10 protein-coding genes are annotated in these 12526 nt (G+C 61.3%); 6 read left to right on the top strand and 4 right to left on the bottom strand.

Going from position 1 to position 12526, the window contains the following annotated elements:
• The first annotated feature begins 273 nt into the window (after positions 1 to 273).
• The 5 genes from BLW36_RS10830 (at position 274) to BLW36_RS10810 (ending at position 8082) form a co-directional block, all read left to right on the top strand.
• Positions 274 to 2640, top strand: a complete 2367-nt coding sequence (locus BLW36_RS10830) for a TonB-dependent receptor (protein WP_091388139.1) — start codon at positions 274 to 276, stop codon at positions 2638 to 2640.
• A gap of 122 nt (positions 2641 to 2762) precedes the next feature.
• Positions 2763 to 4364: a tetratricopeptide repeat-containing sulfotransferase family protein gene (locus tag BLW36_RS10825; protein WP_091388137.1), complete on the top strand. Its 1602-nt coding sequence runs from the start codon at positions 2763 to 2765 to the stop codon at positions 4362 to 4364.
• 169 nt (positions 4365 to 4533) lie between these two features.
• On the top strand, positions 4534 to 5952 hold the full coding sequence (locus BLW36_RS10820) for an NAD(P)/FAD-dependent oxidoreductase (protein ID WP_091388134.1): 1419 nt from the start codon (positions 4534 to 4536) through the stop codon (positions 5950 to 5952).
• 14 nt (positions 5953 to 5966) lie between these two features.
• Positions 5967 to 7316, top strand: coding sequence for an MATE family efflux transporter (locus BLW36_RS10815; protein WP_244506217.1), 1350 nt, complete (start codon positions 5967 to 5969; stop codon positions 7314 to 7316).
• A 106-nt stretch (positions 7317 to 7422) separates the two neighbouring features.
• Positions 7423 to 8082: a hypothetical protein gene (locus BLW36_RS10810; RefSeq protein WP_139304863.1), complete on the top strand. Its 660-nt coding sequence runs from the start codon at positions 7423 to 7425 to the stop codon at positions 8080 to 8082.
• A gap of 112 nt (positions 8083 to 8194) precedes the next feature.
• Here BLW36_RS10810 and BLW36_RS10805 read toward each other — a convergent pair whose 3' ends face one another.
• Genes BLW36_RS10805 through BLW36_RS10795 form a run of 3 tightly spaced genes read right to left on the bottom strand, consistent with a single transcriptional unit; the run spans position 8195 to position 11402 of the window.
• A complete protein-coding gene (locus BLW36_RS10805) occupies positions 8195 to 9022 on the bottom strand; it encodes a hypothetical protein (RefSeq protein WP_091388128.1) in 828 nt (275 codons plus the stop codon).
• A gap of 7 nt (positions 9023 to 9029) precedes the next feature.
• Positions 9030 to 9293 (bottom strand): YheV family putative zinc ribbon protein, encoded by a 264-nt coding sequence (locus tag BLW36_RS10800; RefSeq protein ID WP_091388126.1) that lies wholly within the window; start codon positions 9291 to 9293, stop codon positions 9030 to 9032.
• A 42-nt stretch (positions 9294 to 9335) separates the two neighbouring features.
• The gene (locus BLW36_RS10795; protein ID WP_170833188.1) at positions 9336 to 11402 is read right to left on the bottom strand and encodes a M3 family metallopeptidase; all 2067 of its coding nucleotides are present in this window, start codon (positions 11400 to 11402) and stop codon (positions 9336 to 9338) included.
• Positions 11403 to 11467: 65 nt separating this feature from the next.
• Here BLW36_RS10795 and BLW36_RS10790 point away from each other — a divergent pair, with 65 nt between their 5' ends.
• The gene (locus BLW36_RS10790; protein WP_091388124.1) at positions 11468 to 12025 is read left to right on the top strand and encodes a gamma carbonic anhydrase family protein; all 558 of its coding nucleotides are present in this window, start codon (positions 11468 to 11470) and stop codon (positions 12023 to 12025) included.
• Between the two features lie 44 nt (positions 12026 to 12069).
• Here BLW36_RS10790 and BLW36_RS10785 read toward each other — a convergent pair whose 3' ends face one another.
• Entirely contained in the window at positions 12070 to 12414 is a 345-nt protein-coding gene (locus BLW36_RS10785) for a hypothetical protein (RefSeq protein WP_244506216.1), read from the bottom strand.
• Positions 12415 to 12526: the final 112 nt, after the last annotated feature.

The following is a 12526-nucleotide window of genomic DNA, read 5'->3' as shown; positions in this document are numbered from 1 at the left end:
TACCTGTAGGTATACGTCAGCAACCGGCCGCCTGCATCAGCGCAGATGGCACGGCAGACCGGTGTCTAGCGACTCGCCGCATACAAATCGCCACACTCTCCCGCGCGGGGAGCCCCGTGGATTTACCGGTTAATTCTTAGAAATTCCTGCGGATACCTCTGGTCCTTTGTGCCGAATCTGTGCCGCCGAACTCCCTTCGTACCCCCAATTGGGGCATTGAGCCAGCGTCTCATCCTGCAATTATTACAGCTACTATAACAAGAGGGGACCACCATGACCAACGATCAGAGGCGCCGCAAGCCAGAGGCGCCCGCCATTCAAAAAACCAAACTGTCACTCGCAGTCGCTTCCGCCGTGTTCGCGTCCGCAGTCATCGGCTCCGCCAATGCCCAGGTGCTCACAATCGAAGAGGTCTCGGTCACCGCAACCAAACGGGAGGAATCCGTCCAGGATGTGCCGCTGGCGATCACCGCCCTGTCCGGCGACTTTACCCAGAAGGTCAATATCAACGATGTGAAGGATCTGGTGGCCTTCACCCCCGGTGTGACCGGAAACAGTCAGGACAGCTTTATCGATGCAATCAGCCTGCGCGGCATTCGCACCCAGGACTTCGGCATCGGCGGCGACCCCTCGGCGGCGTTCTTCAAGAACGACCTGTACGAGGGCCGCAACGGTTCAGCGGTCACCAGCGTCTACGATATGGAGCGCTCGGAAATCCTACGCGGTCCCCAGGGTTTCCTGTTCGGGCGCAACTCCATCGGTGGCGCCTTCAGCGTGCACACGCGCAAGGCCGAAATTGGTGATGACACCACTGGCTATATCGAAACCGATGTAGCGCAGCGCGGTCACTTCGCCGTCGAGGGCGCAGTCAACCTGCCGGTGAATGACAATTTCGCGATGCGCCTCGCGGCGTACTCTTCGCAGGAGGACGGCTTTGTCAAAAACTACTACCCGGGCTCCGGCGACCTGATCGAGCACAACAAGAAGGCCGTGCGCTGGTCCACCACCTATGAGTCCGACCAGCTGACCGTCAATACCACGGCGGAGTTCGAGGACCGCAAACAGTCCGGCTCGGTCTATCGGGCCATCGAAGAGGGCGAGATCTGGGAGAACTTCGAGGCGGCGGTCGGCGACGTGAACCTGCGCGGCGGTCGGGGCGATGTGGATTCCGACCAGACGCTGGGCGACAACGACAACGCCAAGGTCGCCACCTTCGGCATACATGTTGAGTACGACTTTGGCGAGCTGGTGCTGACCTCCAACACCGGTTATAAGGACCACGACTACTTCTACACCGAAGACTACGACGGTACGCCGTTGAATGTCCTCGACTACCAGCAGGAACAGACCGGCGATTACTTCCAGCAGGAGTTCCGCCTCGCGTCCAATAGCGATGGTCCGCTGGCCTGGTATACCGGGGTCTCCTACTACAAGGAAGAGATCGACACCGAATACACCTTCGCCAGCAGCGAAGACATCATGTGTCAGTACTACGGCCACTATTACACGGGCATGAACTTCAGTGGCTGTGCCGACCTGTACACCTATTACGGCTCACCGTTCAGCCCCTCTGCCGACGGCCGCCTGATCGAAACCGGCCGGGCCAAGGGCAGCTACTCCGGCTGGGCAACTTATGTGGATCTCGATTATGCGATTACCGACGCCCTCAGTCTCGGCGTGGGCGTGCGCTATACGAAGGACCATAAGGACTTTGCCATTGGCGTGCCGACACCTGAAAGCGACCTCGGTGCCTATTGGGCCTATGGCTTCTCCACCGCCGGCTTCCTCAGCGACAGCGACTCCTGGGGCAAGCTGACCTCACGGGCGATCGCCAAATACCAGTTTGACGACGGCGGCCTGCTGTTCGCCAGCTTTACCGAGGGCTACAAGTCCGGCGGTTTCGGCACCTTCAACCTGAGTAACGATGCCAACGGCAACCCGGCGGTCGGCAACGTGGACATCGCCCAGGGCGATGGCTTCGCGCCGAACAAGTTTGCTCCGGAATTGATCGATTCCTGGGAGATCGGCTACAAAAACTCGCTGTTCGATGGCCGCGCCAATTTCGATGTATCGGCATTTACCTACGAGTACACCGACCTGCAGGTGGTGGTGCCCGATGGCGGCGGCGCGATCATTAAAAACGTCGGCAACGTCAATGCGCACGGGGTCGAGAGTTCGATCACGGCGATGATTTCCGACAACTTCAATGTGCTGTTCAATTTCGGCTGGATGGACAGCGAGGCAACCGGTATCCAGGGTATCTGTGCCAGCGGCGACGATGCCTGCGAGGGCAGCCCCTTGTTCTGGGCGCCTGAGTGGTCCGGAGCCATGGTGCTGGACGCGCACTTCCCATTGGGTGCCGGCATGCTGACCAGCAGTTTGGAAGTCTTCTGGGAAGGCGAGCGCGGCGGCGGCTGGGAAGGCCTCGACACTACCGTGATCGACCCCTACCAGGATTTGACCCTGCGGGTGGGTTACGAGTCCGACAGCAACTGGCGCGTCGATGCCTACGCGGAGAACCTGACCAATGAATTTACCTGGGACGGTCTGAACAATAACGGCGGCGTGCTGACTTCGCACTTCTTCGGGCCCAAGCGTCCGCGCACCCTGGGCCTGCGCTTCGGCATGGACTTCGATTGATCGCACGTTAAGTGCACAGAGACGGGGTTCCGACCCCAGGCGGCGGTCGCACCCGCGGCTGCCGCCCCTTCCCTCCGGGCCGGATAAACCCAGATGTAAATGCAATAAGCGGGGCAGTACCGATGATTCAATCAACCGCACGGCTCGAAAGGCTTCAACATCTCCAGTCATTGTTGCAACGGGGCATGCAGGCCCTGTCCGCAGGCGATATCCAGAGGGCCTCCGACTGCTGTCAGCAGGTCCTGCGCATCCAGCCGGACCTGGTCCAGGGTCACTTCCTGGTCGGCCTTGTCGCGCTCGAATCCCGCAACCGCAAGATCGCGTTCAGCGCCTTCAGCTCGGTAGTGAAACTGCAGCAGGAACACCCGGCGGCCTGGGCACAGCTGGCCAAACTGCATATGGGCGAGGGCCGGGTCAACGCCGCCGACGCCGCACTCGGCGAGGCACTGAAGTACCGCTCCGAGGATCCCCTGGTGCAGGACCTGCTCGGCTCCATCTACTCACTGATGGGTGACTACGGCGTGGCGCGACAGTGTTTCGAAATCGCCAACCGGCTGCAGCCAGACCATCCACCCTACCTGCTCAATTTTGCCAACAACCTCGTTTACAGTGGTGACCTGGACGAGGCGCAGGCGGTATTCGAAAAGATCATTTGCCTGCAACCCGACAGCCCCCAGGCACACTGGCATATGGCCAGCGCGCGCAAGGCGACCGACGAAAAGCACATTCGGCAGATGGAATATCTGGCCGCCAATAACACCTCGCCGCGGGTCAGGGCTTTTTACTACTACGCGATCGGCAAGGAGTGCGAGGACCTGGGGCAATGGCAACGCGCTTTCGACGCGTTCAGCCGCGGCGCGGCGGCGCGGCGCGAGACCGTCGAGTACGACGAGGCGGCGGAGATCGAGATGTTCGATTACCTCGAGCAGCATTTCACCCGCGACTGGTTCGACGCGCTGCCGGAGGGCGATCCGGATCCCGCACCGATTTTTGTGCTCGGCCAGCCGCGCACCGGTACCACGCTGATCGAGCGGATCATTACCAGCCACTCGCAGGCGCACTCCGCCGGCGAACTGCAGCAATTCGGGCTGGCGATCCGGCGGCTGACCAATCACCAGAATCCGAAACGCTTTTCCGCCGATTTTTTCCAACAGGCCGCCGGCGTCGATATGGGCAAGCTCGGCGCACTCTACCTGCAGACCTGCGCCAAGATGCGCGGCGACAAACCCCGCTTTGTCGACAAGCTGCCACAGAACTACCTGATGATCCCGCTGATTCTGAAGGCGCTGCCCAACGCCAAGATAGTGCACCTGACCCGGGATCCGATGGACGCCTGCTTCGCCAGTTTCAAGCAGCTGTTCGCCGATGCCTACCTGCACTCCTACGACCAGCGCGAGATGGCCCGGCACCACGCGCGTTACCGCCGCCTGATGGATACCTGGCGCGAGCGCTTCCCCGGGCGCTTTGTGGATATCGCCTACGAGGAAGCGGTGACCGATCTCGACAGCAGCGCTAAACAGCTGCTCGCACACCTCGAACTGCCCTGGGAGGATGCCTGTCTGCAATTCCATACCCAGAAGCAGGCGGTGTCTACCGCCAGCGCGGCGCAGGTGCGCGAACCGGTACACACCCGCTCCCTGGGACGCTGGAAAAAATACGCCATGCTGCTGGCGCCGATGATTGACGAACTGAACAGGCACGGCATCACCACCGACTCCGCATAAGCGGAGTCACGCCGTAACGACAGCCGGCAATCAAAAAGCGCTCAAACCAGCCTGCCGTTGCGAGCGCTTGCCGGCTCCCCCGTCAGCCTCTACCCTGAGCCCCTCACCGCCACGTGCCGCCGCGCCGCTCGCGGCGTCACCGCGCGCACCAGCCGAATCAAGTGATTGAATGTCGATACGTAATCCCTATAACGCTCTCAGTTTCTGGTTCGAGCGCCTGGATGCTCCACTGGTGCCGCGCGCGGCGCTGACGCGCGACCTGGACGTGGATGTTGCCATCGCCGGCGCCGGCTTTACCGGCCTGTGGACCGCCTACTACCTGAAGCAGCTGGCACCGGAACTGACAATCGCCGTGCTGGAGGCCGAGATCGCCGGCTTCGGCGCCTCCGGCCGCAATGGCGGCTGGCTGATGAGCGCACTCGAAGGCAGCGGCGCCATGCTGCGGCAACTGCCCGAGGCACAGGCGCAACAGGTGCGCGCGCAGATTCTCGGCATCATTCCCGAAGTCGAGCGGGTGCTGCAGGCGGAAAATATCGACTGCGATTTTCACCGCGGCGGTGGCCTGTTTGCGGCGGCGCGCTTTGACGAGCAAGGCGAGCGCGCAAAGGCACTGCTCGACGAGTTGCGCGTACAGGGTTTCGGGGAAGATGACTACTGCTGGCTGGACGCGGCGGCGGCGAGCGCGCTGGTCAACGTGCGCGACTGTCGCGGCGGTATCTACACGCCGCACATCGCCACGATCAACCCAGCCAAACTGGTGCGCGCGCTGGCAAGCACCGTCGAAAAAATGGGCGTACAGATATTCGAACAAACGCCGGTGCGCACCATTGCTCCGGGCCTGCTCGAAACTGCGACGGCAAAAGTTCGGGCGCGCACGGTGGTGGCCGCGCTGGAGGGCTATTCGGCAACCGCGCGCGCGGCGTTACCGCGACACACGATCCCGGTGGCGAGCAAGATCCTGGTGACCGAACCGCTGTCGCCACACCAGTGGCAGCAACTGGGGTTCGCGACGCGGCCAGCGTTTTCCGACATGAGCCGGCTGATTTCCTACGCACAGCGCACCACGGACGGCCGCCTGTTGTTCGGCGCGCGTGGCTCGTACGACTTCGGGGCGCAGATCCGCCGCGACGCCGCCTTGAGCGCGGCGGAAATCGCACAGCAGCGCCGGTATCTGCTGGATTTCTTTCCCGCGCTGCAGGACGCACGCATCACCCACGCCTGGGCCGGCTCCCTCGGCATACCGCGCGCTTACCGGCCCCACGCCTGTTTCGATCGCGACAGCGGCCTCGCGCTGGCCGGCGGCTATGTCGGTGAGGGCGTCGGCGCAGCGAACCTGATGGCGCGCACGCTCGCCGACCTGATCCTGCAGCGCGATTCTGTCCTTGCCACCATGCCCTGGGCCCACAGCGGACCGGTAGCAAACACCCTGCGCCACTGGGAGCCGGAGCCGCTGCGCTGGCTCGCCTACAAGACCATCGACCGGATATTTAGCTGGGAAGAGCGCCTGTGCCTGGATCCGGCCAGTCCGCACTGGAAAAAATCTCTGGCCGGGCGCCTCGCCGATCGGGCGGCAAGTTTCATGCACTGACGGCGCGCCCCCACATGCAACAGACACCGCTCGATACAGCTCCCCCCGGCCGCGTCTGGGGTCTCGCCTGGCCGATGATCCTGAGCAATATCTCGGTACCGCTGCTCGGCGCCGTGGATACCGCCATTCTCGGCCACCTGCCCTCACCCGAATATCTGTCCGGTGTCGCCATTGGCGCGAGCGTGATGTCGATGCTGCTGTGGGCCTTCGGCTTTCTGCGCATGGGCACCACCGGACTGGTAGCGCGCAGCGGCGGCGACGCGAATGGCACTGGCGGCGAGGCCTGGCTGCTGCGCGCCCTGCTGCTGGCACTGGTGCTCGGCGCGGCGCTGTTATTGCTCGCATCGCCACTGCTCGGCACGATCGTGCAGTGGATGAACGCCGGCGAACAATCGGCGCCGCACGCACACGCCTATCTGCAGATTCGCCTGTTGAGCGCGCCGCTGGCATTGGCAAACTTCGCCCTGCTCGGATTTTTTATCGGCCGCCAGGATAGTCGCGCGACGCTGTATCTCCTGCTGGCTGCCAACCTGCTCAACATCGCGCTCGACTTCGCCTTTATTATCGGTCTCGGCCTGGGTGCGAAAGGCGCGGCCCTGGCCACCGTCTGCGCTGATATCTGTGCATTCCTGTTGGGGCTGCGGCTGCTCGCGCGCGTCGATGTCGATATCTGGAACCACATCGTGCGGCAGCTGCGCCGGGTCGATTTCCTTCCCTGGCATTCGCCGGCGCCCTGGATGGAGTTACTACGCATCAACGGCGACCTGTTTGTGCGCACATGCCTGTTACTGCTGACCCTGACGTTCTTCACCGCCCAGGGTGCCGCACAGGGCGACGCCGTGCTCGCCGCCAATGCGATCTTATTACAGCTGTTGATGATGACCTCCTATGCGCTGGACGGCTTCGCGCACGCGACCGAAGCGCTGGTGGGCGAGGCGGTGGCAAAAAAATCTCCGCGGCTTTTTTATTCCACCGTGCACAGCGCCAGTATCTGGGCATTGGGTAGCGCGATTGCGATTACGCTGGTGCTGGTTGTCGGGCGCGAACTGATACTGCCGCTGTTTACCGACCTGGATGCGGTACTACAGCAGGCGCGGCAGGTTTACTGGTGGCTGTGCGCGTTGCCGCTGTTGGCGGTATGGAGCTATCAGCTGGATGGAGTTTTTATCGGCGCGGGAAAAAATCGGCAGATGCGCGACACCATGTTCGTTGCAACGGTGCTGATTTTTTTCCCGGTTTGGTGGCTGACACGCGACTGGGGCAACCATGGCGTCTGGTTTAGCCTGTTTTTGTGGATCAGTGCACGTTCTGCTGGGTTACTGATTTATTTTCGCGTCTACACTTTAGGCAAATCTTGGATGTGACTGGAGCGACGGTACCAAGCCATCTTCTTTTATCGTTAAGCTGTTTTGCCTCGGCGCAACGAAACGAAAAAGCGGGTGCACCGTTGACACTATAAAAGTGGTAGGGATGTCCGACGACTATTTGCTGATGCAGCAATGCATAGATCGCGCCGTTACCCTGGAGCGCCACCGGGGCCACTTCCGCCGCGCCGCAAGACGCGTCCTCCCCAGGCTCCACCGCAGCATCGATCTACCGCAACAGGACGGAGCTCACTACCTTACCTGTTTTGTCATTCGTTATATCCAGTGTGTGCCCGAGTGGATGTGGCAAGTTGAACAGTTGTGTGGCGTAGCCGGTCTGGATTTCAGTCCGGTGCGCGAAGTCATAGGCCACAGTTTCGCCACACCGCCGGAACGGCATCCGGATCAGGTGGGGCTGGCGGCTCTGCTGGACGATGCCTACCTGGCCCATCGCGCACTGGAAGAGGTCAACGATCAACTGCAACCGGCCTGTGGCATGCCGCTGTTACCGATGGATCCGATGGTGGCCAATATGGTCGTGCGGGAGCTGCTCGGCGAACAGTTTGCGCGGGAGCTCGATGACGTCTGTCTCCGCCTGGGTCGCCATTTTGACCGGCTGCGCCTGGCGCCAGACAGTCTGGTGGCGATGATCCTGTGCCGCCAGCGCCTCAATGAGACACCCGGCGCCTGGCCCGACTTTGCCCGGGAATTGAATATCAGCCTGCAGCCGCCGGTGGCAGAATTTGCAACGAGCACTCTGCACTGAATGGCGGCGCATATAACGCCGGCAGTGCGAACGCAATTTACATAATAAAAAGCTCAGGATGGTCCAATTGAGCGGGCAGAACAAATGGATAACAGTGCCCGCTCGTCATTTTTTACCCACCTGGAACAGGCACCTGCTGTCTCTGCACTATCTGGCGCCAACTCGCGTAAAACAATCCTTCACCCTGGAGAATTGCCCGATACAGCTCCTCGACTTCGCGCTGTAACTTTCGGTCGTAGAAAAACAGGCTGCCGCCCCTGACGCTGTAGCCGCGCGGGTTGTCCGCCAGCAACTGGTAGTAGCGCGCCACACGCTGCAGATGCGCATCCACCTGACGCCGGGAAAAATTACCCTGGCGATAATAATCCAGCACTTCCGCATCGATCTGCTGCAATGCCCGCTCACGGCTCTGCGGTGACAGTTCACTGCCATTGATCAGGTTTCTTACATCCGCCCGCAGGTCGTCCAGATAGCGGTCCGCGGCCTCGGCGGAGCTTTTCAGACGGTTGATCACACGTTGGCGCCGCCGCAGTGCATCGCGATCCTTGAAGGTACGACTATCCGACATTTCCCGCGTGGCGAAACTCGCCAGCGGCCGGAAGATCGTCGCGTGCTGTATATTGCTGAGTCTGGTCAGCCGGTCGCAGATAGCGACGCCCTCGCGCCACTCGCTAAACGGTTCTCCCTCCAATAGCTGTTGCGGCAGCTGCGCGACCGTTTCCTCCAGCTTCTGCTGCTGCAGCCGATAGAAGTCCGGCCGCGCACGCCAGTCGTTGGCCTGCAGCCGGAACAGTGTCAGCAAGCCGTGATTGACACAGCTGGCCAGCAGGTGTGCGGTCTGCTCGCGCTGCTGTGTGTGCAAGTCGCGGTAATAATCCAGGCCGAACAGACCGGCGATGGTGCCAGCCAGTACGAGCGCCAGCAGAGTGATTTTTTTCACTGTGTGATTATTTTTTTGGTGGTTGAATAATTTTTATCGGCGTCTCCACCGCCTCTTGCTTGCCGGCCTCATTGACCCGAGTCCCTAATTCCTGTGGCGAAGACTGCAGGCGTATCTCGTCCTTGAAGCCGCAGGCGATACACTCGCGATAATTTTTCTCGCCTTCGCGATAATTCACAATCCGGTCCATAGCACTGCAGCGCGGGCACACGGCACCGGCAATAAATCGCTTCTTCTGCGGTTTGCCCCGCTTGTCGCTGTCGTTATTCATGATTTTTGGTACTGCCTAATCATTGCAGATAATCGGGACCAGTTAGCCCGGGTTAATATTCAGCTCGAGCTGTTCGATGCCCGAGTGGCGCAACAGCGCATCAATTTCAGGCTCGCGGCCACGAAATTCCGTGAACAGCTCCAGCGCATCGCGACTGCCGCCCTGCTCGAGAATCGCGTGCAGGAATTTTCTGCCGGTATCCGCATCAAAAATACCCTGCTCTTCAAACAGGGAAAAGGCGTCCGCGGAAAGCACTTCGGCCCATTTGTAACTGTAATAGCCGGCCGCATAGCCACCGGCAAAAATATGGCTGAAGCCGTGCTGGAAGCGGTTCTCTTCCGCCACCGGTACCACCGCCACCTGCGCGCGCACCTCGTCCAATAACTGCTGTATCTTTGCCGCGCTGGCGCCCTGTTCGCGACAGTGCAGGCGGAAATCGAACAGCGCAAACTCCAGCTGGCGCACGGCAAACATCGCCGACTGAAAATTTCTTGCCGCGAGCATCTTGTCCAACAGTGCCTGTGGCAGGGGTGCACCGCTCTCGTAGTGGCCGGAGATCAACGCGATCGCCTGCGGCTCCCAGCACCAGTTTTCCAGGAACTGGCTCGGCAGCTCCACCGCATCCCAGGCCACACCATTGATGCCCGAAACCGCGGCCACATCGATCTGCGTCAGCATATGGTGCAGCCCGTGGCCGAACTCGTGGAACAGCGTGGTGACCTCGTAATGGGTCAACAGCGACGGCATGTTGTCGGCAGCGGGCGATGAGAAGTTACACACCAGGTAAGCCACCGGCAGTTGCAGGCCATCGGGCGTCTGACGGCGGACACAGACGCTGTCCATCCAGGCACCGCCGCGCTTCTTTTCACGGGCGAACGGATCCAGGTAAAAGCCGGCGATGCGTTCGCCGTTTCTGGACAGCCAGAAATACTGGACATCCGGGTGCCAGGTGGGGACCGACTCGTCCCGCTGCACCGACACTTCAAAAAGTTTCTCCACCACGGTGAACAGGCCGGCGAGCACTCGGTCGTAGGGAAAATAGGGGCGCAGCTCCTCCTGGCTGATCGCGTAGCGCTCCTGTTTCAGCTTTTCCGCGGCCCAGGCGATATCCCAGGGTTGCAGCTCATCCAGCCCGAGCTCGTCACGGGCGAAATTCTGCAGCTCGGCAAATTCGCGTTCTGCCGCCGGTTTGGCCCGCGCGGCCAGGTCGTTGAGGAATTCCAGTACCTTGTCATTGTCGTGCGCCATCTTGCTGGCCAGAGACAGCTCGGCGTAGTTGGCCATGCCAAGCAACTGCGCCTGCTCCGCACGCAGCGCGAGAATTTCTTCCATCACCGCGGAGTTGTCGTACTCGCCGCCGTTCGGACCGGTATCCGAGGCGCGGCTGACGAATGCGGTATGCACCTGCCGGCGCAGCGCGCGGTTGTCGGCGTGGGTCATCACCGCCAGATAGGCGGGTCCATCCAGCGTGATCAGCCAGCCGTCGCGGCCCTTGGCCTCGGCGGCTGCCCGCGCCGCGGCCAACGCCGTTTGCGGCAGGCCGGCAAGTTCGGCCGCGTCTTCCGTGTGCCAGGTCCATGCATTGGTGGCGTCCAGCACATTGTTCGCGAACTGGCTCGACAGCTCCGCCAGGCGTCGACTGTTGGCAGCGAACTTGTCGCGGGCTTCTCCCTCCAGGCCGACGCCGCTGAGGACAAAGTCCCGCAGCCCCAGCTCCACCGCCTTCCTGCGCGCCTGCGGCCAGCCGGCAAATTCCGGCGACTGCGCCAGCTGCTGGTAGACACCGTACAGATCGCGGTTCTGGCCGAGTTCGGTCCAGTAACCGGTCACCTTGGCCAGGGCCGCCTCATAGGGCTCGCGCCAGGGGCCGCTCAACACGCTGTTCAGGTGGCTGACCGGGGAGAAAGCGCGGTTCAGCTGATCCTGTGCCTGCTCCAGTGGCGCCAGGGTGCTGTCCCAGCCCGGGTTTTTCAGTCCGGTGTCGAGCACCCGATCGCACTGGTCGATCAATGCCGTGATTGCCGGCTCTACCTGCTGCGGCTGCAACTGGTCAAACGGGGGCAACAGCGGCATATCTAATAACGGCGAGGTCAGCGGCGGATTGGACATACAACACCCTGTGCTAGGAATTCGATAAAGCTATGATAGAGGACTCATTGTACAGGAGCTTGTCTATGTCCCCACTGCGCGCCCACGGCGATTCTGAAAGCGAAAAGTGCCCCCAGCTCGGCAACGGTGTCTATGTCGATCCACAGTCCGTCGTCATCGGCGATGTCACGCTGGGTGATGACAGCTCGGTGTGGCCTATGGCGGTGATCCGCGGCGATATGCACCGTATCCGCATCGGCGAGCGCACCAGTGTGCAGGATGGCGCCGTACTACACATCACCCATGCGGGCCCCTTCAATGAAGACGGCTGGCCACTGATCATCGGCGATGACGTCACCATCGGCCACAAGGCCTGCCTGCACGGCTGCACGGTCGGCAGCCGCGTACTGATCGGCATTGGCTCCATTGTCATGGATGGCGCGGTGATCGAGGATGACGTGGTGCTGGCCGCCGGAGCTTTGGTGCCGCCGGGCAAGAAACTCGAGAGTGGCTACCTGTATGTCGGCGCCCCCTGCAAGCAGGCGCGGCCGCTGTCGGACAAGGAAAAGGAATTTTTCCGCTACTCCGCCGCAAACTACGTGAAACTGAAGGACCAGTATCTAACCGAACACGACCAGCCCTGAGCGGGCGGTTTGGTCAGGGCGGCTCACAGCCGCGCTGCTGATTCCTACTTTCCCTGAGCCCGCAGCAGGCCGGAAGCGGCTATTCCGCCGATGGCGCAGGCGAGAATAATCACCAGCGGCGTCAGCGCGCCCAGTGACAATGCGCCGGGACCGTAACCGCGCATCGGCAACAACAACAGCAGCATAATGCCGGCCGGAATCAGCGACAGGAAAAAGCCGCGCGCCAGCCAGGATTTCTGCCACGGCAGCAGGAAAATCAGACCGCAGATACCGCCCCAGACGATGCGCTGATACAGATAGGCGTTGGACAGATAGGGGGCTATGTCTACCCCGAGCCAGCGAGTGAACCCATGATGGCCCATAGCCCATAGGGCCAGTGCGTATGCCACTCCGCCTAGACAACCAGCTGTAAAGTAAGCAGAAAAATTTCCTATAAATTCTCGCATCTATTTACGTCACTTCCGTCTATCGAAATCTTGAAGAGCAATGTTTAAAGATGGA

This window comes from Microbulbifer marinus (assembly GCF_900107725.1).
GTDB lineage: Bacteria > Pseudomonadota > Gammaproteobacteria > Pseudomonadales > Cellvibrionaceae > Microbulbifer > Microbulbifer marinus.
This window is presented reverse-complemented; position numbering and strand designations above follow the sequence as displayed.